The 25663-nt window shown below is 39.1% G+C and carries 25 protein-coding genes and 2 pseudogenes; 9 read left to right on the top strand and 18 right to left on the bottom strand.

The genetic code is table 11. From position 1 onward, the window contains the following. Positions 1-148: 148 nt before the first annotated feature. The 14 genes from DC53_RS01130 to DC53_RS01195 all read right to left on the bottom strand — a co-directional run bounded on the left by DC53_RS01130 (position 149) and on the right by DC53_RS01195 (position 14735). On the bottom strand, positions 149-1639 hold the full coding sequence (locus DC53_RS01130; RefSeq protein ID WP_007378698.1) for a flagellin: 1491 nt from the start codon (positions 1637-1639) through the stop codon (positions 149-151). A 229-nt stretch (positions 1640-1868) separates the two neighbouring features. Beyond that, positions 1869-3137, bottom strand: coding sequence for a flagellar hook-associated protein FlgL (gene flgL, locus DC53_RS01135; protein WP_007378699.1), 1269 nt, complete (start codon positions 3135-3137; stop codon positions 1869-1871). Between the two features lie 2 nt (positions 3138-3139). After that, the gene (gene flgK / locus DC53_RS01140; RefSeq protein ID WP_007378700.1) at positions 3140-5155 is read right to left on the bottom strand and encodes a flagellar hook-associated protein FlgK; all 2016 of its coding nucleotides are present in this window, start codon (positions 5153-5155) and stop codon (positions 3140-3142) included. Between the two features lies 1 nt (position 5156). Continuing rightward, a complete protein-coding gene (gene flgJ / locus DC53_RS01145) occupies positions 5157-6152 on the bottom strand; it encodes a flagellar assembly peptidoglycan hydrolase FlgJ (RefSeq protein WP_033032094.1) in 996 nt (331 codons plus the stop codon). A gap of 132 nt (positions 6153-6284) precedes the next feature. Further along, positions 6285-7379 (bottom strand): flagellar basal body P-ring protein FlgI, encoded by a 1095-nt coding sequence (locus DC53_RS01150; RefSeq protein ID WP_007378703.1) that lies wholly within the window; start codon positions 7377-7379, stop codon positions 6285-6287. Positions 7380-7391: 12 nt separating this feature from the next. Then, positions 7392-8075: a flagellar basal body L-ring protein FlgH gene (gene flgH, locus DC53_RS01155; protein WP_007378704.1), complete on the bottom strand. Its 684-nt coding sequence runs from the start codon at positions 8073-8075 to the stop codon at positions 7392-7394. A gap of 16 nt (positions 8076-8091) precedes the next feature. Further along, entirely contained in the window at positions 8092-8880 is a 789-nt protein-coding gene (flgG, locus tag DC53_RS01160; RefSeq protein ID WP_007378705.1) for a flagellar basal-body rod protein FlgG, read from the bottom strand. 21 nt (positions 8881-8901) lie between these two features. Beyond that, positions 8902-9645 carry a flagellar basal body rod protein FlgF gene (locus DC53_RS01165; protein ID WP_007378706.1) on the bottom strand — a complete coding sequence of 248 codons (744 nt, stop codon included), beginning with the start codon at positions 9643-9645 and terminating at the stop codon, positions 8902-8904. A 192-nt stretch (positions 9646-9837) separates the two neighbouring features. Continuing rightward, positions 9838-11208 (bottom strand): flagellar hook protein FlgE, encoded by a 1371-nt coding sequence (gene flgE, locus DC53_RS01170; RefSeq protein ID WP_033032091.1) that lies wholly within the window; start codon positions 11206-11208, stop codon positions 9838-9840. 59 nt (positions 11209-11267) lie between these two features. Then, entirely contained in the window at positions 11268-11948 is a 681-nt protein-coding gene (locus DC53_RS01175; protein ID WP_007378708.1) for a flagellar hook assembly protein FlgD, read from the bottom strand. Positions 11949-11961: 13 nt separating this feature from the next. Next, complete coding sequence (flgC, locus tag DC53_RS01180) at positions 11962-12393, bottom strand: flagellar basal body rod protein FlgC (RefSeq protein ID WP_007378709.1); 432 nt, start codon at positions 12391-12393, stop codon at positions 11962-11964. 5 nt (positions 12394-12398) lie between these two features. Further along, a complete protein-coding gene (flgB, locus tag DC53_RS01185) occupies positions 12399-12806 on the bottom strand; it encodes a flagellar basal body rod protein FlgB (protein WP_033032089.1) in 408 nt (135 codons plus the stop codon). Between the two features lie 142 nt (positions 12807-12948). Further along, a complete protein-coding gene (locus tag DC53_RS01190) occupies positions 12949-13782 on the bottom strand; it encodes a CheR family methyltransferase (RefSeq protein WP_007378711.1) in 834 nt (277 codons plus the stop codon). Positions 13783-13802: 20 nt separating this feature from the next. Then, on the bottom strand, positions 13803-14735 hold the full coding sequence (locus DC53_RS01195; RefSeq protein WP_007378712.1) for a chemotaxis protein: 933 nt from the start codon (positions 14733-14735) through the stop codon (positions 13803-13805). 141 nt (positions 14736-14876) lie between these two features. Between DC53_RS01195 and flgA the strand changes: the two genes are divergently transcribed. From flgA to flgN, 3 genes are all read left to right on the top strand, one after another. Then, positions 14877-15584: a flagellar basal body P-ring formation chaperone FlgA gene (flgA, locus tag DC53_RS01200; protein WP_007378713.1), complete on the top strand. Its 708-nt coding sequence runs from the start codon at positions 14877-14879 to the stop codon at positions 15582-15584. Between the two features lie 76 nt (positions 15585-15660). After that, on the top strand, positions 15661-15981 hold the full coding sequence (flgM, locus tag DC53_RS01205) for a flagellar biosynthesis anti-sigma factor FlgM (RefSeq protein ID WP_007378714.1): 321 nt from the start codon (positions 15661-15663) through the stop codon (positions 15979-15981). Beyond that, positions 15974-16405 carry a flagellar protein FlgN gene (gene flgN / locus DC53_RS01210; protein WP_033032087.1) on the top strand — a complete coding sequence of 144 codons (432 nt, stop codon included), beginning with the start codon at positions 15974-15976 and terminating at the stop codon, positions 16403-16405. The genes flgM and flgN overlap by 8 nt, the downstream gene beginning before the upstream one ends. 45 nt (positions 16406-16450) lie before the next feature. Here flgN and DC53_RS01215 read toward each other — a convergent pair whose 3' ends face one another. After that, positions 16451-16909, bottom strand: a complete 459-nt coding sequence (locus DC53_RS01215; RefSeq protein WP_033032085.1) for an LPP20 family lipoprotein — start codon at positions 16907-16909, stop codon at positions 16451-16453. Between the two features lie 130 nt (positions 16910-17039). On the opposite strand from DC53_RS01215, the gene DC53_RS01220 reads away from it, so the two are divergent. Continuing rightward, positions 17040-18233 carry a flagellar assembly protein FlgT gene (locus DC53_RS01220; protein WP_033032082.1) on the top strand — a complete coding sequence of 398 codons (1194 nt, stop codon included), beginning with the start codon at positions 17040-17042 and terminating at the stop codon, positions 18231-18233. Here the strand turns inward: DC53_RS01220 and DC53_RS01225 are convergent. Next, the gene (locus tag DC53_RS01225) at positions 18230-19132 is read right to left on the bottom strand and encodes a LysR substrate-binding domain-containing protein (RefSeq protein WP_033032080.1); all 903 of its coding nucleotides are present in this window, start codon (positions 19130-19132) and stop codon (positions 18230-18232) included. The two genes, DC53_RS01220 and DC53_RS01225, sit on opposite strands and share 4 nt — an antisense overlap. A gap of 112 nt (positions 19133-19244) precedes the next feature. On the opposite strand from DC53_RS01225, the gene DC53_RS01230 reads away from it, so the two are divergent. From DC53_RS01230 to DC53_RS22730, 5 genes and pseudogenes are all read left to right on the top strand, one after another. Then, positions 19245-19973 (top strand): glutathione peroxidase, encoded by a 729-nt coding sequence (locus tag DC53_RS01230; RefSeq protein WP_007378719.1) that lies wholly within the window; start codon positions 19245-19247, stop codon positions 19971-19973. Positions 19974-20027: 54 nt separating this feature from the next. Further along, positions 20028-21476: a dihydrolipoyl dehydrogenase gene (locus DC53_RS01235; RefSeq protein ID WP_033032078.1), complete on the top strand. Its 1449-nt coding sequence runs from the start codon at positions 20028-20030 to the stop codon at positions 21474-21476. Between the two features lie 147 nt (positions 21477-21623). After that, on the top strand, positions 21624-22556 hold the full coding sequence (locus tag DC53_RS01240; protein WP_033032076.1) for a DHH family phosphoesterase: 933 nt from the start codon (positions 21624-21626) through the stop codon (positions 22554-22556). 677 nt (positions 22557-23233) lie between these two features. Further along, complete coding sequence (locus DC53_RS01245; RefSeq protein ID WP_033032074.1) at positions 23234-23737, top strand: GNAT family N-acetyltransferase; 504 nt, start codon at positions 23234-23236, stop codon at positions 23735-23737. 115 nt (positions 23738-23852) lie between these two features. Further along, positions 23853-24032: pseudogene (locus tag DC53_RS22730) on the top strand (IS3 family transposase); the annotation flags it as partial. A gap of 311 nt (positions 24033-24343) precedes the next feature. On the opposite strand, the gene DC53_RS01250 reads toward DC53_RS22730, so the two are convergent. Both DC53_RS01250 and DC53_RS01255 read right to left on the bottom strand, forming a co-directional pair. After that, entirely contained in the window at positions 24344-25318 is a 975-nt protein-coding gene (locus DC53_RS01250; protein WP_007377502.1) for a transposase, read from the bottom strand. A gap of 87 nt (positions 25319-25405) precedes the next feature. Beyond that, positions 25406-25573 (bottom strand): annotated as a pseudogene (locus DC53_RS01255) (Mobile element protein); the annotation flags it as partial. Positions 25574-25663 lie beyond the last annotated feature (90 nt).

The following is a 25663-nucleotide window of genomic DNA, read 5'->3' as shown; positions in this document are numbered from 1 at the left end:
AAAATACCTTTAGCTTTTATTTAAAAAACGACCAAAAAAAAGGCTAACCACCTGATTTAAATATTAATTAATATGAAACCCAAATACTATAAAGCATAAAAGCGCAATAAATGCGCTTTTAATATAACAAAAACTATTGTTAGTTTAATTAACCACCTAATAAACTAATTGCGGCTTGAGGCACTTGGTTAGCTTGCGACAAGATTGATGTACCCGCCTGTTGTAATATCTGATTTTTAGTCATTTGCGCTGTTTCTGTTGCAAAGTCAGTATCTTGAATTCGACTACGTGATGCAGATACATTCTCAGAAATATTTGCCAAGTTACTAATTGTATGGCTAAAGCGGTTTTGTACTGCACCCAAGCTGGCACGTTGTGAGTCAATATTGGCAATCGCGTTATCAATTACCGATAAAGCATCTTGTGAACCTTTTTGACTTGTAATATCAATATCAGCTGCATTTTCTAAAGAACTAGTCACTTTAGTCGCAACCTCATCCACAGAAGTACTACCTGTTGTAGTAAATATATCTGATGAATTTAATTGGATAGCACCGGCTATTCTAGCAGAGTCTGTCGCACCAGTAGTCAGTACCACAACATCACCGGCAGAACCTTCGTTATAGCCTTGAGGAGTTATATCTAAGGTTGAGCCTGCGTCTCCGGCAAATCCAACGATTTCAATATCTGCGCCATTATTATTTGAAACAGATAAAACACCATTATCAATGGTTGCTGTAACACCATGCTCATCAGTTCTGCTATTAATAGCTTCTGCCATTGCCTGCTCATCACCGGTTGCAGTACCTGTTGCAACAAACGAGACTTTTTCGCCATTTAGCTCAAAGCTTACAGGTTCGCCTGCAGCTGTTTGCGTGCCGGTAATATCAAGCTGAGCTTCAGATCTTGCTTGTGCCGAAACACCTGTAGCACCCGTTACTTGATTTATTAAATCAGCAGCTTCTTCTGCACTTGCACCATTTGGAATAGTGACCGTAGAATCTTCTCGACCAGAAATTGCCAAGTTACCATATGCAATTACACTAGCGGCAAGCGTACCGGTACCCGTTTCATTTACTTGACCAAAACCATCAACAGTAGTCGCTGATTGCAAATTCGTTTGATTTGCGCCAATTTTCTCAGCTGCAACACTTGAAAGCGATACATTAATCGTTTCATTAGCGTTAGCACCTACTTGGAAGGTTTTACTACCGTAAGCACCATCTAGTAATTGTTGACCACCAAACGAGGTTGTATCTGCAATACGTGTCAATTCAACTTGAAGTGCTGATACTTCTTTTTGCAGTGCCTCACGATCTTCTGGCGAGTTTGAACCATTAGCTGATTGCAATGCAAGTTCACGCATACGCTGTAAAATACTTGTTGACTCACTCATCGCACCTTCAGCGGTTTGTGCCATTGAAATACCATCGTTGGCATTTCGCTGGGCTACTGACAAACCATTTATTTGCGACGTAAGTCGGTTTGAAATTTGCAGACCGGCAGCATCATCTTTTGCGCTATTAATACGCATACCTGATGATAAACGTTGCATTGAAGTTGCTAAGCCTTCGCCTGATTTATTTAAGTTACGTTGTGCGTTTAATGACGACACATTAGTATTTACTGTTAATGCCATTTTACCATCTCCTAGGTTTAAGCAGAGTGTGGTTCAACACGTTTTAACAGGAACCACTATTCGATAATTTCTTATTATTATAAAAGCATTTACTGTGCCAACTTTAAAACAAGTTTAAGTCACTGTTTTTACTGGTTTATAATTGAAATTTAAAGTTGAATTTAAAAAGTAACTTGAAGCGACAATTTTTTGCCGCTTTAAAATAAGTAAAGCGGCAAAATATTTCTGGTTAAAGGTAGTCGAACAATGAAAGGTTAGATAAACGCCCAAAGGTTGCTTGAGATACTTGCAGTGCGGTTTCTTGCTTAGTGAGCTCGCTAATAGCAGCAGCCTGATCCACCTCAATTAAACTAGATCTATTACTTTTATTTTGAATATCAAGCGCTAAGTTAGTGTCGGTTACGAGTTCAAGCGCAACCATTCTTCCGCCTAAACTTGCCTGCGTGAAAACCACTTGTTCACTGGCATTTTGTAGCTGAACAACACCATCGGCTAATACTTGTTGAAAGTCGTCTCCTTCAAGTGTGCCATCATTCAAACCTGTAATAAGTGCTTGCAACGTATTAAGTACGTTTTCTTTCTCCGGTTTTTCAAGGCTAAAATCAAGCTGACCAGGTGCTGTACCTTCAAATTCAATTTTCATTCCTGCAAAATCTATTGGTTCATCGGTAATATCACCTATCACTTGAGGAGAAAGAGACACGCCATCACGTTGAATTTCGTATTGATCAGGATCAGTTGGCGTTGCCCCAGCTGTAATCACAACATTATAAGTATTTGCTGTTGCTGGCGCTGCTGGATCTGCATTGTAATTAGATTGATGAAATCGATCAAATTCAGTTTGACCATCAACATATACTGTACCTGCGGTGATGTTATTAGCAGGGACTGTAGTAGGAATTGAAGCCGTGTTTGAGTCTACATCTAAGCGTGCTGCTGTTTTTTCAAATGTATCAAAACCGTTATCACTCGATTTAATTGATACACCTTCAGCTATCGTTATTTGATGGACACCTTGATCGCCATTATAAGTGTATTCACCTAGCGTTGAGTCAAACTGATAAGGTTGGGTGCTATCTTGATAACCTGAAAATATAAATTTCCCATCTTCGGAGCGGGTATTCATTAAATTAGCAAGCGTTTGCTGAATACCACTTAGCTCGGATGCAATCGACTTCAAATCGTCTTTAGTATAAGCGCCATTACCCGCTTGTAATGCTAGAGATTGCGCTTCTTGAATACTGGTATTAATACTTTTTAAAACGCTTTCTTCTGTTTCGAGACGACCACTAAGCTGATTAATATTTTTTGTATATTGCTCATTGGTTTGTATTTTATTTGAATATAACATTGCCTGTGAAATATCTGCAGGCGCTTCAGACGTTGTTAAATATTTTTGCCCTGTATTAACGCGTTCTTGCGCATTTGCGACACCTTGTTGCCCATCCAGTATTTTATTAATACTGCTTTGATACATTAAATTATTTGATAAACGCATGATTACCTCGCAGCACTAAGTAAAGTGTCGAAAATTGAACGCGCAGCAGCTAAAACCTGTGCTGAAGCGGCATAAGACTGTTGAAAACGCAATAAATTTGCGGCTTCTTCATCGAGATTTACTCCCGATAATGATTCATACCAAGCTTCAGACTGCTGTGCGAGAGCATCGAATGCAGCTCCACTCGTAATAGCTTGTCCAGTTACCACACCAATATCGCTAACCATACCAGCATAGGCTTGATTAAATGTTTTATGGTTATCTGCCGTCGTTGTTGTGACAACATTTTGACGTACCAACTCACCATTTTGCAAATCAGCCAACTTTAAACCATTACGGTTATCGTCAAATCCACCTTCGTTAAACTCCAGCGTAAATGTATCGCCTGTTGCCGGTGTACCCTCTATATCAAAGTCAAAACCGTATGAGTCATAAGGAGCACCAAGGCCAGCTAAAACATTTTCACCCGGCGGCGCTATCGTCACAGCTACATTAGCGCCATTACCATCACTAATAAGGTAATCATTAGTACCCGCTGCTTTAACAATTGTGATATCGCCATTCGCTAAGGCAGGTGGTGTAGTTGATGTAAAACCACCTGAGGTAACACTACTAACTGTACCTGCTGATATCGTGCCTGTGCCTATATTATTTATATCGTTCGCAGTTCTAATTGGCGACGCTAACGCAAGGTCATCACCACGTCCGGTTGCAAGCGATATGCTAGAAGCGGCTTGAGAATTTAGCTTAACTTGAAATTGATCACCAGTAGCACCTGTACCAGCAACTGTTATTTGCAGTCCAAAGGACTCGCCACTGGTAATTGATGATGAATCAATCACTCCACTGGTTGTATCTGCAAGTGATGGGTTGCCAATAGGCTCCCCTTTATTATCAATTGCCTGAATACTTACTTCGTTCGGATTAGCGGTATAGGTAATAATGAAGTTACTGGCAGGTAATTCACTACCTTTGCCTGGCTCAACCGTTGCGGTCATGTTTGTAACACCACCAGTATTATCTTGATAAGCAAATGCATTTTCTGTTGGTATGGTAAAAATATCCCCCCCCAACTCACCATTTGCATTCATGCCTAATTTATTTTGTTCGTTAAATGCATCTGCAATAGCCAGTCCCATTTGACCGATTTGATTTTGCGCCGGCACTAAAATATCGTCTCTAAAAGCAAGTAAACCGCCAATTTTACCTTTTAATTTGCTCGTATCAATTTCAAGTGGCACAGCTTTGCCACCGTTAACATCTAACGTTAGCTCTTTAAAACTAGGATCGGGGTCGCCTCTCATAGAAAACAAATTAAACGAACCATTTTGCATAACAACGGCTTCTCCTGTACCCATAAACACAAGCTTTTCACCATTTGGTCCATCAAGTGTTTCTATATCTATAAGTTCGGATAAATCACGTATTGCTTTGTCACGTTCGTTAAAAGTTGAACTTGCATCAGCAGCATTATTCGTTCCATTTACAGCAGCTATATCTTTATTTAAAGCGCTAATACTTTGGATTAGCGTATTGGCTTCCTCTGAAAATATTTCTAATTGTTCATTCACTATACTTTGCTGATCAAAGACAATACCTGAGAGTCTATCCATTTGATCAATTAAGCTTTGTGCATCAGTAATAACTAAAGAACGAGCTACCGTTGATGATGGTTGATTGAGTGCCTCTTGCACGTTATTAAATAACGAATTTATGCCTGTAGATAAGCTATTTGCTTCCTCTGAAAATAAGGTATCAACCCTATTTGCCTCTGTTACAAACTGATCAAAAAATGATTTATTAGATGTATCTCTGTTTAGCTGTTCTTGAGCAAATTGGTTTAGCAAACGGTAGGTTTCACCCCTACCTACCTGATTATCTACCATGGTAGTAAATTCTGTGCGCTCGCGTACATAGCCTTCTGTATTTACATTGGCAATGTTTTTACTTGTCGTTTGCAGTAACTCAGAACTAGCTCTGACTCCTGAACTGGCAATACTCAATAAATCATACGACATGTTACTTTACTCCTTGGCGAATCGCGTTTGCTGTAATATCTTTTAATTCTGCACTATTGAGTACTTGTTTTATTTTGCTAGCGTAATTTGGATCGGTTGCATAACCCGCTTTTTGTAACGAATCTAAAAAGTCGCTTGGCTTTGCTGTATTTTGTAATGCTTCTTGGTAGCGTGGGTTTTGTGTCAAAAAATCAACAAAGTCATTTACACTTTCTTTTATTGAGTCGTACGCCCTAAAGTTTGCTTTCTTTTTGACCGCTGTACCTTGCTCAAATTCGAGTGTGACTTTACTGGCTTTTTCACCTTCCCAGCTTTTATCTGATTTAATATTAAATAAGTTATTTGAACTGTTACCATCACTTTTATTAATGATATGTTTACCCCAACCAGTCTCAAGCGCTGCTTGCGCAACCATTACAGCCGGGTTTAAACCAATTTTCTTTGCTGCCGTTTTAGCGTGTTCCCACACAGAGCTAACAAACTCTTCAGCCGATTCAAATACCGGAGTCTCTATTTTTGATTCTGTAATATCCATGTTCATGTTCGTACTTACAGGCTCTACTGATTTATTATTATTTTCATGAGGAAGCTCTGAGCCCACTCGCTTATCACTTAAAAAGTCCGCTGTTGTTCTCAAAACAGATCCGGGCATAAAATTTTTACCATCAGGGGATAACTGTTGAACGATTAAGTCTGCAAGGCCTAAAGAACCATTTGATGATAGTTCTGTCGATAATTGTTGATCGTGCATTTCTTCAAAGAACTTAACCCCACTGGAATTAAATGGGCTTTCTTTGTCCTCAAATGCTTCGTTTGCCTTGCGCATACTTTTAAGTAACATTTGAGTGAAAATTGCTTCAAATTGTGCAGCGGCTTTTTTTAGCGCAGCCTTTGATGCATCAGTCGATGAATCACCACTGGTTAAGGCTTCTTTACGAAGTGAATCTAAGTTGCCTAAATCAAAAAAGTTTTGCTTATCGAGATGATTTGTTTCCATCAGCTTTTTGACACAATAATGAGTAATGCAATTAAAATGCAAAAATTGAGCCAGTTGACTAACTTTAAATTAGATATATTGCGAGGGAATGATTTTGCCCTAGTAAAAATGTTACTAGGGCGTGTTTAAATACTAAATAACAACTAGTTGACCGTTTATTGCACCAGCCTCTTTTAGCGCTTCAAGAATAGCCATCAAATCACCTGGTGCAGCACCAACTTCATTGATTGCTCTGACTAAATCGTCCAAGCTAACACCAGGATTAAATACAAATGCACGTGAATCATCCTGATTCACATCAATGATACTTTGATTCGTAACGGCGGTTTCACCTTCACTTAATGCATTAGGCTGAGATACATTTTGTTGCTCGGTAATCGTCACAGTTAAACCACCATGAGTAATCGCGGCTGGCTGTAGTTTTACATTTTTCCCAATTACAATCGTCCCCGTACGAGAGTTAACAATAATTTTTGCTGCGTTATCCGCAGGGGTAAACTCTAAGTTTTCAAGTGTTGATAAATACGATACACGTTGTGATGCATCTCTTGGGGCAATAACACGAATAGATGCAGCATCAATAGCTTGTGCGCTATTGGGACCAACTAAGTCGTTTATCGTACTTTCTAAACGTTTCGCTGTTGTAAAATCTGGGCGATTTAAATTAAAAGTAATATAGTCGCTTTGCATAAATGGACTTTTAACGGCACGTTCAACAGTAGCACCATTGGGAATTCGACCGACAGTGGGTGTATTTATAACAACCTTGCTGCCATCCAACCCCTCAGCACCTAAGCCGCCAACAATAAGGCTACCTTGTGCTATAGCGTATACATTCCCATCAACACCTTTTAAAAATGTTTGAATTAAAGTACCACCGCGCAAACTACCGGCGCTGCCAATAGACGACACGGTAATATCAATTGTTTGTCCTGGTTTTCTGAACGCAGGTAACTCTGCATGCACAGCAACAGCAGCCACATTTTTAATTTTAGGGCTTAAATTAGCCGGCAGTGTAATACCAAAATTACTTAACATGCCCTTGAAACTCTGTTGGGTAAACTTACTTTGCTCGCCAGTCCCAGGTAAGCCAACAACTAACCCGTAACCCACTAATTGGTTAGAACGCACACCTTCAACCATAGAGATATCTTTAATACGCTCTGCATGTGCCGAAAATTGACATCCCAGCAAAACAATTAAACAAAAAAACTTAAATACATTCATATTGAATGTCCTCTAAAAAGGAAAGAGCGAGCTACTAAAAAAGCGCGTTAACCAACCAGCACTTTGTGCTTCTTGGGTTTGCCCTTTACCTGAATATTGAATCCGTGCATTAGCTATTCGGTTTGATTCAACCGTATTATCTGAGCCAACATCTTGCGGGCGCACCAACCCTTCTAAGCGAATAAACTCTTCGCCTGTATTAAGAGTTAACCATTTTTCACCTCGAATAACTAAGTTACCGTTTGGTAAAACACGCATCACATTAACCGATATATTGCCAAATAAACTATTTGATTGATTTGATTTAGAGTCACCAGAAAACGATGAATCACTGCCAATTCCAAATTGAATACTGTCGCCACCGATATTAACAGGAAGTCCCCCCAAACCAATTACAGGGTCAAGGCTCGTGTCAGATTGCTTATCTGTTTCTGTTTTTGCCGCTTTTGTAGCTTGGGTAGATTCTTGCAATTTAACCGTAATGATATCGCCGGTACGCAGAGCTTTTCTGTCCGCGTATAAATCGTTCGACACATTCGTGTTAAATAAGGAGCCAGTAGCTACAACAGGTTCTATATTCGGTTCTGGGTACATTGGCGCATAGTAAGGATCGTCTTGCACTATTTCACTATTTTGTGTTGATACACACCCACTTAAAAATAGAGTGCCTGCCGCAAATAACATAATATTACGCATATTCTGCCCCTAAACCTTATAGTTGCTGATTGATATAACTCATCATTTCGTCGACGGCTGAAATTACTTTTGAATTCATTTCATAAATACGTTGAGTTTCGATAAGATTTACCAGCTCTTCTGTGACATTTACGTTTGATGTTTCAAGTGAGCCTTGAATAATACTACCAAGCCCCTCAACACCAGGGTTACCCTGCACCGGAGCACCACTTACAGCAGTTTCGGTATAAAGATTTTGACCAATCGGCTCAAGACCCGATGGATTAATGAAGTCACTAATGGTGATCTGACCAATAACTACGTTATCGGCTTGACCTGCAACACGAACAGATACTTCTCCGTCTTGCGAAACAGTAATCGATTGAGCATCTTCGGGGACATTCATTTCTGGCTGAATAACATAACCAGCACCCGATGTAACAATTCGTCCATCACCATCGGTGGTAAACTGGCCATTGCGCGAATAGGCAATATTGCCATCTGGCTGCAGCACTTCAAAAAAACCTTCGCCGGAAATCATCCAATCTAGTGAGTTTTCGGTGGTTAACATGTTACCTTGCGTAAACTCTTTTTGGTTGGCTACAACTTTTGCACCCGCACCTAACATTAGGCCTGATGGCATTTCGGTGTCTTGCGATGAACGACCACCTGGCTGATTAATATTTTGATAAAGTAAATCTTCAAATATAGCGCGGCTTTTTTTGTAACCAACCGTACTGGCATTCGCTAAATTATTTGAAATAACCGAAATATCGGTTTGTTGAGCATCAAGCCCTGTTTTACTGATCCACAATGCAGGATTCATATTAGTGTCCTCATTTTAAAGTTAAACTATGCGCAACAGCTGATCTTGACGTTCGTCAATTTCTTCAGCTGTTTTCATCAGTTTGACTTGTAATTCAAATTGGCGTTGATGACTTATCATATCGACCATTTCATGAACGGGGTTTACATTCGACATTTCTAAGGTTCCACTCAATACTTTTACATTAGCGGAAGTATCAACAACTTGATTTGGTTTTGGTCTAAATAAGCCATCATTACCTTTTTCAAGTTGTGAATTATCAGCCTCAACGACTCTTAAGCGATCAACTTCTTCTAAAAAATTTGCTGGGGCGCCTTGCGGACGAACCTGAATAGCACCATCTTGACTAAATTCAACCTTTTCAATTGGTACAGGCAGTATAATTGGACCACCTTCGCCAATAACTTGACGTCCATGACTTGTTACCAGCATGCCTTCTGCTGTGATATTGAGCGTGCCTACTTTAGTGTAAGCTTCATTACCCGACGCATCTTGCACACTCAGCCATGCGTTATCGCTCATTGCGATATCTAAATCTCTGCCTGTTTCAACTATGCCACCCGATGTCATGTTTGAACCCGGACGTTCTTGCATCGAAAATACACGTGTTGGCAGCCCTTCACCAAACGCTTGCATAGAACGTGCTTGAGCAAAGTCTGATTTAAAGCCTGTCGTATTGGCATTCGCCAAATTATTGGCTTTAAGGGCAAGGCCCTGCAGGCTCTGTTTAGCACCTGAGGCCGCAATGTAGACCATTTTGTCCATAACATCGACTCACATTAAAAATCTCTAACTTAACAAATGCAAAATAGATGCCAGATTAGAGTTTACGTAACATTAGAGTGATGAAACAAACAATAGAAATGATAGCCACTTACTGTAACCATTGGTTTTGGTTTAGAGGCTAAAATAAAAAAGGCTGCAAAATGCAGCCTAAAATATTTAATTAAATTTAAATTATCGAATCTGCAAAATACTTTGCTGGATTGTTGAGTTAACTTCAAGCGCTCGCGAGTTAGCTTGGTAATTACGTTGAGCTGTGATTAAATCGACAAGCTCATTAGTTAAATTAGTATTTGATTGCTCAAGTGCTGATGAGTTAATACTACCAAATGTACCTGACCCTGCCTCACCTGCAACAGGCTCACCTGAGTCAATACTTTGCTTCCAACTTGTGTCGCCTATTTGTGATAAACCTTGCGAATTAGGAAAGCGAACCATAGCTATCTGGCCAAGGTATGTTGAATCACCGTTACTGTATGAAGCAACTAGTTTACCGTCGGTGCCAATATCAATTCCAGCTAAACGACCAACAGTCGAACCATCTTGATCAAGTGCTTTAACTTCAAAACCACTTGAATACTGTGTTGGTATACGTCCTGCCGTATTGTTTTCATCACGCCAATTAAGCTCAATACCTGTGCCTGGGAATGTAGCACCATTATCAAGCATTGTAGATAAACCAGTACCAGCACCAGCAGGTAGGTTTATCTCATCAAAAGTGGTTAGGTTTGTATTTGCTACTCCGCCTGTCGTTGCAGGTAAACCACTTGAATCAAAACCAAGAGTTGTGATCGGTGCATAAGGGGTCGTGGTTTGTTCTGCGCCCGAAGTTCCATCAACTACCTTTCCATCAAGTGTCGCATACACTTCCCAGCTATTATCTGCACCACCTGAAGCTGCGTCAGGTTCTTTTACGAAAAAGTATTGCAATATATGCGGCTCACCTAACGAGTCATAAACTGTCGTTGATGTAGATGAGTTATAAGTACCATTGGATGTAGGATCAAAATCTATACCCGGTGCATCAGCTGTAGCATCTAAATTGAACGATAAGAATACATTTTCTGTAGCACGTGGCGAACCTGATGAATCTGGTATTTGAACTGGGTTTGTCGTACTCAAACTCACTGATGTTGTATCACCGGTTGATGAATCTACAGGGAATGCTTGTAAGAAATTACCCTTAGCGTCAACCATAAAATTATCTTGGTTTAATTTAAATGCACCGGCACGAGTATAGGTTAAATCTTGCGATGAAATATCATCGGTCATCGCAAAATAACCTTCACCTGTAATAGCTAAATCTAAAGAGTTATTAGTAAACTGCAGTGATCCTTGGTGAAACTGCTGTGCAACCATCGTCGTTTGCACACCATCACCATTTTTAGTCCTACCTGCGCTAAATACTGACGATGCATAAACATCGGCAAACTCTGCGCGTGACTCTTTAAAACCGGTAGTATTGACGTTCGCAATATTATTTGCTGTTACATCTAAATCTTTTTGCGCGGCAGCAAGGCCTGTTAATGCAATATTGAAGCTCATAATTCACCTCTAACCTATCAATCTGAAGCCTGCTGGCAGGCAAAAAATACTAAAATTAATTATGCGATTTCTGCGACATCCGTCAGCCTAACCGCACCTTCTTTAGTGTTAATAATAATGCCACTTGAGCCGTTAATATTTACACTTTCAATGTTCTTAAAAGTAGCAACGGGTAAACTTGAAAATTCACCGTTAGTACTTCCTTCAGCTGTTATTGTGTATTCACCTTCAGGTAAACGTTCGCCGGCTTCGTTGTTACCATCCCAAGCAAAGCGAATTGCTCCAGCTGCCTGAGAACCCATATCAATCGTTCTTACTAATTGACCTGATTCGTCAGTTACTTTGATTTTAAGGTTATCCATAGCTTCTTCTGCTACTGCTGAGCCTCTAGCATCACCCGTTTCATTTAAATCAAGGGTATTTGACTCTAGTAAAGCCTGCTTACCAACAAGCGTTGAGGCTTGTAATGCAGAATTAGACGTCATCGAAGAGGCTAAAGATTCAAAGTTAGTATTTAAATCTGTAATGCCTTGCGCCATAGTAAAACTAGTCATTTGCGCAATCATTTGATCATTGTCCGCAGGGTTACTGGGATCTTGATACGACAATTGCTGCGTCAACAACGAGAAAAAATCTTCTTGTGTTAACGCGTCACTCTCATCTTCGCTGCTAGCTACTTGCTGCTCTTGCCAACGGATTGAGTCTAAATAGGATGAAGATGTACTTATATCGTTATTCATAACCTACCCTCGGTTACCGCTGACCTAGCAGCAGTGTTTTACTTAACATTTGCTTAGCTGCATCTGCAACTTGCACGTTTGTTTCATAAGAGCGAGAGGCAGAAATCATATTAGCCATCTCCTCAACAACATTAACGTTGGGTTTATAAATATAGCCATTTTCATCCGCACTCGGGTGATTTGGATTATACTCAATCTGTAATGGAGCACTGCTTTCAACAATGCCTAAAACTTTAACGCCAACGGCGGAGCCCTGTTGATTACTTGCCGATGCTGAAGCTTTGGTAAGTTCAGCAGCAAATACAGGTTGTCGCGCTCGGTATGTTTTGTCTTGAGAAGAACTAATCGTATTCGCATTAGAAATATTACTTGCGGTGGTATTTAAGCGTACATTTTGTGCGCTCATACCTGAACCTGCAATATCAAATACATTATATAAACTCATAATTTTTATCCTTGACTACCGAGTGCTTTATTCAGACCTTTAAATCTGCTGCTTAAAAATTGCAAGCTGGCCTGATACTCCATAGCATTCTGTGCATACAAGTTTCGTTCCACTTGTATATCAACCGAGTTACCATCGCCCGTATCTGCTTGATTTGGTAAGCGAAATAATTCTGAATCATCCATACTACGAGTACCACCACCGATGTGTTTATCGTTAGTTCGTACCATTGTATTGCCGCTTTGCTGGTTTGATCTTGCCGCTTTTAATGCAGAGGCAAAATCAATATCTTTTGCTTTGTAGCCCGGCGTATCAGCATTCGCAATATTAGTTGCAATTACTTCTGCTCGTTGTGAACGGATCAACATAGCCTGCGGATGCACACCTAATGCCTTATCAAAACTGATAGCCATAACCATCTCCAAAAAATTGACTTACCTTGAATAAAGCAAAAAATACGCCATTAATACTAGAGTGGTGATTATTTATATAAGGGTATGTATTAAAAAGAAAAATGACGCTAGGCGCGTCATTTATATAGGGAAGGAGTTACTATTACAGCTTTTTTTGATAAATAATGCCAGGGTTGCATCGTACCATGTCAAATTCACTGCTTAAGCCTGTCATTGACTCTGATGCACCCAAAAATAAGTAACCTTTAGGATTCAGCGCTTGAGCAAATTGACTAATAATTTTAGCTTTTACTTCTGGGGCAAAATATATAAGTACATTTCGACAAAATATAATATCGAATTTACCCATAAGTGCGTAAGAATCAAGTAGATTTAAATGTCTAAAGCTAACTTGCTTTTTTATCGAATCATTTACTTGAGCCATACCATTGCCGCTATCTTTAAAAAACTTTTTACGGCGCTCAGCAGAAAGACCTCTTGCTAAAGCCAATGCATCGTATTCACCATTTTTACACATATCAAGCATCGTATTAGAGATATCAGTGCCAATAATTTGCGCCCCCATCCGTAACACATTAGGTTGCTTTGCTTGAAACTCAGCAACAGACATTGAAATAGAGTATGGTTCTTGACCAGAAGAACTCGCTGCCGACCAAATTTTTAGTGGTCTTCTTAGCTCCTTAAATTCCGGGAAAAGCTTATTTTGAAGCAATTCAAACGGGTATTGATCTCTAAACCACAACGTTTCATTCGTAGTCATTGCGTCTACAACCGCAGCTCGAAGCTGTCGCTCATGAGGACCCAGCGTTTTGCTAACCAGCTCTGATAAAGATTCTACATTAAATCGAGTCATTAACGGCGCAAGTCGGCTTTTCACCAAATATTGTTTATTTTCACCTAAAACGATCCCGCATTGCTGCTCCAAAAACGAACGAAACTGATCGTATTCACTTTGCTGCAAATCTTTATTATTCAAATTAGTAACACCTATTTTTATTAATCACAATGAACCCATTTTTTCACAGCAGTTGCTAGTTCATCTGGGTTAAATTTTGCAATAAAGTCATCAGCCCCTACTTTTTCAATCATCGCCTGATTAAAAACACCACTCAATGAAGTATGTAAAATAACATGTAAAGGGGCGAGTTTAGGATCTGCTTTAATTTCTGCCGTTAACGTATAGCCATCCATTTCAGGCATTTCAACATCAGATATAAGTAAAGCGACACGTTCGGTAATATTGTCTTTACAATCTAATTCAGCTATTTCTTTTAACCTTATTAAGGCTTCTTTACCATTTTTAGCTAACTCAGTTTGAACACCAAGTGGCTCTAGCGCACGTTTAACTTGGTTACGCGCAACAGCTGAATCATCAGCAATAAACACAATTCGCTCACCCAAGTCTTTTTGAATATCGCCGCTAGCTGCTACATCAGCACTTACTTCTGTGTTTACAGGGCAAATTTCGTTAAGAATCTTTTCTACGTCTAATATTTCGACCAGTTCATTTTCGATTTCGGTTACAGCGGTTAAATATGAATATCGGCCAGCACCTGATGGAGGCGGCATTATTTTTTCCCAATTCATATTAACAATACGCTCTACCCCACCCACTAAAAAACCTTGCACTGAGCGGTTATATTCAGCAATGATAATAAAACTGTCTGTTATGTTTTCTATTGGTCGCCCACCCACGGCCATAGAAAGATCTATCACCGAAATAGTCTGGCCGCGAATATGTGCAACACCACGAATATAGGCGTTTGACTTTGGCATACTTGTTAGTGGAGGGCATTGTAATACTTCCCTCACCTTAAATACGTTTATACCAAAACGCTGCCGACCCCTGAGCTTAAATAATAGTAATTCTAGGCGGTTCTGCCCAACCAACTGGGTGCGCTGGTTTACTGAGTCTAAAATGCCTGCCATTCAAATCTCCTAAAGAAAACAAATAATACGGAATGATAATTGCTTTCTATTTATAAAGCTTACATAACATCACGGGAGCGTCTTCTTTTTGACGCAAAATATTTATACCCTGTTTGAAACCATAAGCATAGTCGAAACATTATGAGTTTGTTAAAAAAAGTCAGAAGATACAGTGTTTTTTATTTTGTTGCTAGCCTCAGCTTCGCTTTACCCCTGCACGCAAAAGTCTTTAATAAAGATTTATTACAAGAGATCGCAATAAGTTATGTCGCCGATCAGATTGGTTCTACAGAAAATACTAAAATACAATTAAGTGCTTTACCACTTGATAGTCGTATTCCTGATCGAACCTGTCAAAATGCGCTCGAGTTACTAATCCCAAGTGAGCCGCCATTTAATCGACAAGTTACATTACAAATAAAATGTAACGATACTCAAAATTGGTCTCAGTACGTGCATGTAAGAATAGTTGAAATGGCACCTGTTGTGATCGCTAACGCAAATTTAGTGCGAGGTGAAGTAATAACAAGTTCTCACTTAAGTATTGAAATGAAACCAACACATTTTGTTAGAATGCAGTATTTAGATAACCCAGAAATACTTATTGGAAGTAGGAGCAAACGCAACATAAGAAGCGGGATGCCTATATTACTTAACCAAATATGTATGGTGTGCAAAGGTGATTCTGTAAACATTTTAGCTAACCTTAGAGGGTTGAAAATAAAGACAACGGGAGTTGCTTTAGAGGACGGAACAATTGGAGAACAAATACGTGTTAAAAACAAAAAAACGGGTAAAGTTTTAAATGCACGAGTGGATGGTGTAGAGTCGGTGCAGGTAAACATTTAATTCAAAATTATGCTAAAGTATTCTTCGTAGGTGCCGATATGTTGGCATAAGTTGGGTAATATACAGGTTTATTATTATGGTCAGTCAAGTTAATTCAGGTAATCAACAAACTGCTGCTTTAGCTAATACTAAGCAACAAAAAGTTGATTTACAAAGAGATAATGTAAATACGCAATCACTTCAGTCTGCTTCACCTAAGGCCGCCAGTGACTCAGTAAGTCTAACGCCGCAAGCGAAAGAATTAAAAACGTTGCAAGAAAAAGCGCAGCAATCATCTGGTTTCGACAGTGATAAAGTTTCAGAACTAAAAAAAGCAATTACTGAAGGTAAGTACCAAATTGACAATGAAAAGTTAGCTAAAAACTTAGCTAGTTTCGAGTTTGACGTATATGGCTGATCATAACAGTTTAATTATCGTCAAGCTGAACGAGCAAGGAAAATGCTTAGATTCATTAGCCACCTTATTAAATGATGAGCTGACCGCGATTGCGTCTCGACGTGGCGAAGGTTTGAAAGAAATTGCTCAACAAAAAATGCCTTTTTTAACTAAGTTAAATTCTCTTGATAAAGAATTAAACAAACTCATTGCTAATAACGACGAACTGTCAGATGAAGTTCCTGATTTAATTTCCATTGTGCGTAGTAAACTTGAAAAATGTAAAAAACAAAATGATGTAAATGCACATGCGGCGCATCAAGCTCAATTGAGCGTTAAACAATTGAAAGAGATTTTAATTGGTGCTCCTTCTTCAATGACATACGATCAAGCCGGTAGCGAAGTAAACACCAACAGCCAACTTGTACGTAACCTAAAAGCCTAAATTGATTGGGTATAATAAAAAGTCACCATCCCTAATTAAATAAATTTAGTAATACGTTACCTTCTTTACTTCTCGAGGCTTAACTTCACCTATATATAAATCGTGAACACGTTTCATATTTAATTCAAGTTCAGTTACATAAGTATCATCTACAGCATACGTTTTAATTACTTGCGCCCCTTTTATAATCCCCTGCACTTTACTTTGTAAATAGTCATCTTGCGCTATTGAGCCTGCAACACTAGTTCCGGCGGTAATTTTTTGCCCGTAAACTTGTTCTGTTAATTCTCGATAAGCCTCCAGCTTTGACGCTTTAATAGCCATTAGTTGCTTTTGCGAACGGTTAGCGCCCTTTTGCAAGCTGATAGGCGCATAGCCAATCGCTTTTATAATAGGGTAATTATTTGGCGCTACATATTTATATTCAACATGTTTATCAAACACGCTACTGCAACCACTTAGTGCTAAGCACCCCAGTGTGATAGATAATGATATTGCTCGCATTGTACATCGTCCTAATAAACTAATTAAGCAACTATATGCACGTTTAATGCCATTTATAGTATTAAAAACAACGTTGGTATAGTCCTTGCTCTAAACACACTACTAGCTAAAGTTTAATTGGAGTAAGTGTATGAAATCGTTTCTATCATCAGTATTTGTAGGATTAAGCGCAACTGCTTTATTAACGTTTTCACCTTTTACAAAAGCGCAGTGGTATGAATCGACTGGGCACGCACTTGTTCAAAATGGGGATATGAGCGCAGCCAAATCTGCTGCTGTAAAAGACGCAATAACCCAAGCTTTAGTATTTTCAGGCGCAAGAGTAAGCTCAGTGCAAACCTTGGTAGATGGCGTGTTAATGCAAGATCAACTTAAAATTAGCAGTCACGGTGAAATTCAAAAAATTGAGCTTATAAGCGAAAATAAATACGACGATAAATTTGCAATCACACTGCGCTTAGACATTTTCGCTCAAACAGAACAATGCCCGCAAAACAGCTTTAATAAATTTTTAGCTGTAACCCAAAGCCAGCTTAATCATCGCGAGCAAGCAAAAATGGGTCAAATTTTTGACATAGATAAAGCGGTTAGCAAAAATATTTTTTCGGCGCTGCAAAAATCAAAAATGAGTGCAATACCTGTTGCCTATTACAAAAACGCTATCAAAGTTGATAAATATTTTACTCAACAACATGATTACTCCACTGCCCAGTTAGAAGAAATTGCAACTCGCAGCAACGCTCAATATGTTTTATTAAGCCAAATAACAAACCTATCGACCAGTAATAAACTCAATAGTGAATATGCGTTTTGGCAAGATGAAAGCTACCAGCGTAGCTACCAAATAGAATTAACATTGTTTGATGGCACAACGTACGAGCAACTTTGGCAAAATAGCTATCAAAGCCAAGCAATTTGGCCATTCGAAAAAACAGCCATAATTGATGTAAACAGTGATAGATTTTGGCAATCACCTTTTGGGCAAAGTATAAGTGAAATAAATCACTCTTTAAGTTACGACATACAAGCTGCAATGGCGTGTTTACCAACGCAAGGTAAAATAATGCACATTGAAAACAGCAAAATAGTCTTAAATTTAGGTAAAGCACACGGTTTACAAAAAGGCCAACTGCTCAGCATTGCACATCATAATTACTTAACGGATGCAGCGGGTAATATCATGCCGCATAAAGTAACCACACTTAACACCATTCGCGTTGAACAGCTTTATCAACAAAGTGCCATTGCGGTAAGTATTGATGACAAACCGCTACCAGGCGTGCAAATAAACGATGTAGTAGAAATAATCAGCCAAGATTTTTAATTAACCTTTTTAGTTAATTTAGCTTTTAAATTAGGGTGAGCAGACAACCACTCGCCCAATTGTTCTACACCAGATAAATGCGGATAATGCTTTCTGCATGCAAACACCACATTACGCTGCTGATTAGGGAATATAGGCAAGTAATCAATCCCTACACGGTCGGTACATGCCAGCTTTGGTACAAATGTAATACCGTCATCCATGGCCACTAACGCTAATAATGTTTCTAAACTATTACCTTTATACTGGTTGGATACATCGACTCCCGCAGAAAAACAAAACTTTTGGGCTTGATCTTTAAAGCAATGGCCATCACTTAACATGAGTAGGCTGCATCCTTGAAGGTCGCTTAACGCCACTTTTTTATGCTTAGAAAGCGCGTTATCTTGTGATACCGCCACTAAAAAATCTTCTTTGTATAGAGCAACCGTATGATAATTAATAAGTTCTGGCACATCGGCTAAAATAGCAAAGTCGAGTTCGCCATTATTTAAAGCTTCTAAAATTGTTGCTGTTTGCATCTCAATAAACGAAAACTGACTATCAATAAATGCCGCTTTCATTGATGTTAATAACGCAGGCAACAAGTAAGGCGCAATGGTAGGAATTATACCAATGGTTAATTTGCCTTGCAGCGGTTCATTTGATGTCGCGGCTAATTCTTTCAGTATTTGTGTTTGCTCTAAAATCAGCTCTATTTGCGCCAATAAACGAGCGCCTTTACTCGTAAGAGTAACTTGCTTGGTGGAACGATCAAATAAAACAACACCCAGCTCTTGTTCAAGTTTTTTTACTTGCCCACTTAATGTAGGCTGGCTAACAAAACAGGCATCAGCAGCTTTACGAAAATGTTTATAGTGCGCGATTGCTTTTACATATTCGAAATCTTTTAAGTTCATATTCAGCTCCACCTGATAGTTTATAGCTATCAGTTTAATACAAACAAACGATTGGAACTATATTTAATTATTCACCATAATGGCTATCAACAAATCAAGAGGAACAAAAACTATGTTAAACAATATCGAAGGTCAAACAATCCCAAGTGTTACATTTGCAACTCGTGAAAATAACGAATGGAAATCAGTAACAACAGATGACATTTTTAAAGGTAAAACGGTTGTAGTGTTTTCACTACCAGGTGCATTTACACCAACATGTTCATCAACTCACTTACCGCGTTACAACGAATTAGCAGGCGTACTTAAGCAAAACGGCGTTGACGAAATTGTATGTTTATCAGTAAACGACACCTTTGTAATGAACGCATGGGCTGAACATCAAGAAGCGCAAAACATTACTTTATTACCAGATGGCAACGGCGAATTTACTGACGGCATGGGCATGTTAGTAGACAAAAATGACCTAGGCTTTGGTAAGCGCAGCTGGAGATACTCTATGCTGGTTAAAGATGGTGTAATTGACAAAATGTTCATCGAACCAGATTTACCAGGCGACCCGTTTGAAGTATCTGACGCAGACACAATGCTTGACTACATCAACCCTAAGCAAGCTAAACCAGAACCAGTAAGTATCTTTACTAAACCTGGCTGCCCTTTCTGTAAAAAAGCGAAAGAGCTACTTGCAGAAAAAGGTTTCGCCTATGAAGAGATTGTTATGGGTGCAGGTGCATCACTAACAAGCCTTAAAGCTGTATCTGGTCGTGATACTGTTCCACAAATATTTATTGGTGGTAAACACATTGGCGGCTCAGACGATTTAGAAAAATACTTTGCTTAATTAAGTAAAAATTAACAGGGGCCTATTGTCCCTGTTTAATAAAGGATACCTACTATGAAAGAATTGCAAACCGATGTTGTTGTTATAGGCGCAGGTACAGCTGGTTTAAGTGCTTATCGTAATGCTAAACAGTTCACACAAAATGTATTAATGATTGAATCAGGCCCATACGGCACAACATGCGCACGTGTTGGTTGTATGCCTAGTAAATTATTGATTGCAGCCGCCGAAGCCGCACACGCAATTGAAATGGCACCTGCATTTGGTGTTCATAGCTCAAAGCCTGTCATTGACGGCAAAGCAGTTATGGCACGCGTTAAAAGTGAACGAGATCGTTTTGCAGGATTCGTAGTAGAAGCCGTAGATGAATTACCAGATGGAGATAAAATTCGTGGTTACGCTAAATTTTTAGACACAAACCGCGTACAAATAGACGATCATACAATTATTACAGCAAAACGCTTTGTAATTGCCACCGGTTCACGCCCTTCATACCCTGGCGTATTTAATAACTTTGGCGACAAACTTATTATAAACGACGACGTATTTGATTGGGATGACCTACCAGAATCAGTCGCTGTATTTGGCCCTGGTGTAATAGGTCTTGAAATTGGCCAAGCACTTAGCCGACTAGGCGTAAATGTAAAACTATTTGGTGTAGGCGGCGCAATTGGCCCACTTACAGATCCAGTAGTAAAAGACTATGCAAACACTGTGTTCGCTCAAGAATTTTTTGTAGATACCGACTCAAACGTATCTGACATGATGCAAGTTGGCAACAAAGCACAGCTAACTTACACCGACAAACAAGGTGAAAAACACACCGAACAGTTTGACTACGTACTTGCAGCCACAGGCCGAGTACCTAACGTAGATAAACTAGGCCTTGAAAACACCGGTATTGAACTTGATGAACGCGGCGTACCGCACGCAGACACACACACAATGCAATGTGGTGAGTCGAACATATTTATAGCCGGTGATGCCAGCAACATGCTACCACTGCTACACGAAGCATCTGACCAAGGTGCTATTGCGGGTCAAAATGCAGGGCGCTTTCCAGATGTGCGTATAGGTCTGCGCAGAGCTAAAATTGCAGCTGTATTTAGCGACCCACAAATAGCAATGGTAGGCGAAAGCTACAAGCAAATTACTGACCGATTAGGCCCATGCGGTTGTTTTGAAGTAGGCGAAGTCAGCTTTGAAAACCAAGGCCGTAGCCGAGTAATGCTTAAAAACAAAGGTCATATGCGTGTATATGCAGAGCAAGGTACAGGCTTATTTTTAGGTGCAGAATTTATTGGCCCACAAGCCGAACACATCGCTCACTTATTAGCTTGGGCTGTACAAAACAAAATGACCGTACCACAAATGCTTGATATGCCATTTTACCACCCAGTAATTGAAGAAGGGTTACGTACCGCCCTTCGCGACTTAAACGCCAAACTTAAATTTGGCCCAGACATTGTAAACTCATGTATGGAATGTGGCCCAGGCGCATAAACTGCTCATTGCACATACACTTGCTAACAAAGGCCAAAGTATTTACTTTGGCCTTTTTATTTTTATAAATTTTTTAAAGCAGACCTCTCAAATAATATATTTACTGTTACACTCAATTGATAACTCAATTAAAATGATGGAATAGCTATGTCCAATAATAAATTTAGACTTGTTACACGCAGTGATTTTGATGGCCTAGTATGCGCCGTCCTTTTAAAAGACTTAGACCTAATTGACGACATTTTGTTTGTTCATCCAAAAGACATGCAAGATGGTAAAATAGACATTACCGAAAACGACATTACCACCAACCTTCCCTACGTTGCAGGTTGTCATATAGCGTTTGATCATCACCTTAGCGAAACCGTACGTAACTCAAACGACATTAAAAACCATATTATTGATCCGCAAGCCCCTTCGGCTGCACGTGTAGTTTATGACTATTATGGTGGCGCTGAAAAATTTCCGAACATCTCAGTTGAAATGATGGACGCCGTAGACAAAGGTGATGCCGCTCAGTTTTCAAAAGACGAAATATTAAACCCAACAGATTGGGTATTAATGAACTTCATTATGGATGCACGCACAGGGTTAGGCCGTTTCCGTGAGTTTAAAATTTCAAACTACCAATTAATGATGAAACTCATTGACGCCTGTAAAAACCAAAGCATTGAACAAATACTGCAAATAGAAGATGTAGCCGAACGTGTTGCTTTATATAACGAGCATAACGAAAAAGCAAAAGAGCAAATTACTCAATGCGCCACTGTCCATAAAAATTTAGTGGTACTTGATTTAACCCAAGAAGAAACTATTTACGCTACCAACCGCTTTGTTATTTACGCCATGTACCCCAACTGCAACATCTCAATTCATAAACTGTGGGGCCTTAAAAAGCAAAACGTAGTGTACGCAATTGGTAAATCAATCACCAACCGTACCTCAAACACCAATGTTGGCGAGCTATGCTTAAAATATAATGGTGGCGGGCACTTAAATGCAGGTACTTGCCAAGTAGAAACAAGCCAAGCAGAAGCCGTACTTAGTGAGTTAATCGATACAATTACAAGTGATGGTTAGGCATTAAAATTTAGCATTTTTTAAACTATTAATAGAGCGAGTAAATTGACGTTTACTCGCTTTTTTTGTGTATAAAAATACTAAAGTATGCTTACAAAGCTATTACGATGGAGAACTCATACTCAAAGTAAAAGGCTTGTAGTTCGCTAGTAAAGCGGCTTTTACAAGGTAGTAGCACTAGGCATTGCACGTGGAAGGTAGAAAAAGCATAACCTAAAGCTATAACGTATTAGCTAAAGCTCATCACGTTCAAATAAAATTGCAGTTAAATGCAACCTTTCAAATAGTTAAAGACCTTACTAAGCTCTAGCTCATATTAAACACCAAGAAAAAGCCAAAAATTATCTTTAGCTAGCTACTTACCGGAATGGCAAAAAGGATCTTACTTGGCGCTCTGTAAATAACTGTACTGAATAAAATAGTAACCATTCTCGCTTTCATAGTCAGTATTGGGCGATGAGCTGTCAGTCAGAATTCCTCTGTATGAAGTGAAGTTTTATGCGTTTGACTATCAGCTTGTTGGCGATTTTTTCAATTCATTCTTAAAATTTATTTTGTTGTTATTCTTGAGTAGTTATCGTTTAATAACATGATGTTCTTTAAAGATAACGACTAGCAAACCTTCATCTCTTTAATGAAAGCTAATGTCGGACCACATATAAGGAAATAGGTATAAAATGGACACTACAATAACAATACGGAAAGCTGAATCAACCGATATCCCTGCAATAAAAATGCTGTGGCAGTTTTACCAATATCATCAGAGTATATTTGACTTAGAAGATGTTGGTTTAGATGGTTGCTATGATATTGATGAAGGATATTTAGAATGTGTAGTTCGTGGTGAGGAAGACTGCATTATTTATCTTGTACTCGTTTCTAACCAAATTGCTGGTTTTGCTACCGTAGAACCAACTGAGATCGCTGGCAAAGAAATACCTGAGTTGGCTGATATTTTTATTCTACCCAAATATCGCAAACAAGGCATTGCCAAATTCGTTATTCAAAATTTGATGCCTGTTGAAACAAATCAGTGGCATGTAGCAGTTCACTTAAACGATAGTTTAGCGTTGAAATTTTGGAATAGCTTGTTTGCTAAATTAAATGTTGTGCGTGTTGATAAAGTTGATCCTCCTGAAACAGAAGGTTACCACGAGTTTGTTATCACAAATGCCCAATAAGATTACAAGGTCTTCTGAGCTTTAGTCAAATTCGGTAAAGAGCGATAACCGGTCATTGAGATTGGCTAAACATCGTCGTTAATAGATTGGTTAGACTGCTCTTAGTGTGTATATTCATGATAATGCGGTTGCTGAAAGCTTTTTCGCAACGATTAAAAAACGAATAATTAAGCTTAAGATATATTCGACACGCGAAGATGCGAAAACTGAGATATTCAATTTTATAGAAATGTTTTACAATCCAAAAAAGCGCCATTCACACACGGGCGGTGTTTCACCTGCTAAGTTTGAGTAAGCGTACTATTCTGAGTTAAAAACTGTCCATTGAAAGCTGGGAAGTCCATACCTTCGGATCATTGCTCATAAAATAAAAGGATTAAACAGGACAGCCACTCTAATTGTAAGGATTAAACAGGACAGCCACTCTAATTGTACAAATAATATTGTGTCATTAAATTTACTTTTTTGACCAAGAATTCATTTCTTTTTATATTATTATTTTTCGGGGGGATTACCAAATAAGCCATTATCACTGTTAAACTTAAATTACGCGCATGAAAATAGCTGCATCATTACAGTTTTAATTTTTATTGAGTTGTTTAAACGTTATGCGAGTAGCTTTTCGCAGTTACTGATATTCGCTCGCCGTTTTCGGTTTAAGTTTTCACAGTAACTCACTTGTGAAGTGGGCCTCCCTACTGCACCGTGAAATACGCGTGTAAATTGTGTAGTGAGTTTTAACCAGTTTTCGGGGGAGATATTTACTCTTTCGAGTAAAGGTAAGCGTGTACTTTCAATATACCCGCGTTTATCTTCTCGCATACAACGCCCTGTTAACTCAACAAGTTCAAGATACGATTTAAGCTCAAAGGGGAGCCCTTTTGGCATTATTTGACGTGGCATGCCTGCAAAGCGGAGCAGTTGTTTTGGTTGCTTACCTTCGTTTGCCCGTGTTAAGCGTTGTTTGATGCTGGTATGGTCTGATTCCTCTGGTGTATTTGCCATTTTGGCTCTGATGGGATTTAAATCTACATACGCCATACAGGCGGCAAGTGCTGCTTCATCTAATAATGCTTGGGATCTAAATCGTCCCTCCCAAAAACGGCCAGTACAGTTATCTTCTTTATTTGCTCTGCGCGCAATGTCTTCATTTAATAGCCTCATAAACCAGCTAATACTTGATAAGCGCTCTCGGTATTCCTTTACTGTTTGATTAAAAAAGATAAGTTCAGCTTTACTTAGCTTTTCACCTTGTACATATTTCTGCGTTAACAATGTGCCTTTACAGAGTTTATGCCAGCGAATAACAATCGCTTTATCATTCAGCCTGTTTGCTTTTTTATCATCAACATACAGTACTAAGTGAGTGTGATTACTCATCACTGCATAAGCGCATACATCAATACAAAATACCTTAGCTAATTCAAGCAGCTTATCTTCAACCCAACCTCTACGATGCTCATAAGATTGACCTGTGAAATGGTCTTCGCCACATAAAAAAGCACGGCGAACACAACGTGAAATACAGTGATAATATTTTGTATCAACCAAACTTACTTGACGCTTTCTTGCGATTGCCATGTAACACCCTGCTTGTTTTTTGCACTAAATAAAGACTAGTACTTCGTTTTACAAAGTGCAAAAATTAGAATGGGTGTCTTTGTTATTCTCTGCTAATTCAAGCAGCTTATCTTCAATCCAACCTCTACGATGCTCATAAGATTGACCGGTGAAATGGTCTTCGCCACATAAAAAAGCACGGCGAACACAACGTGAAATACAGTGATAATATTTTGTATCAACCAAACTTACTTGACGCTTTCTTGCGATTGCCATGTAACACCCTGCTTGTTTTTTGCACTAAATAAAGCCTAGTACTTCGTTTCATAAAGTGCAAAATTAGAATGGGTGATGAGATGGACGCTC

This window comes from Pseudoalteromonas fuliginea, assembly GCF_000690055.1.
Taxonomy (GTDB): domain Bacteria; phylum Pseudomonadota; class Gammaproteobacteria; order Enterobacterales; family Alteromonadaceae; genus Pseudoalteromonas; species Pseudoalteromonas fuliginea.
This window is presented reverse-complemented; position numbering and strand designations above follow the sequence as displayed.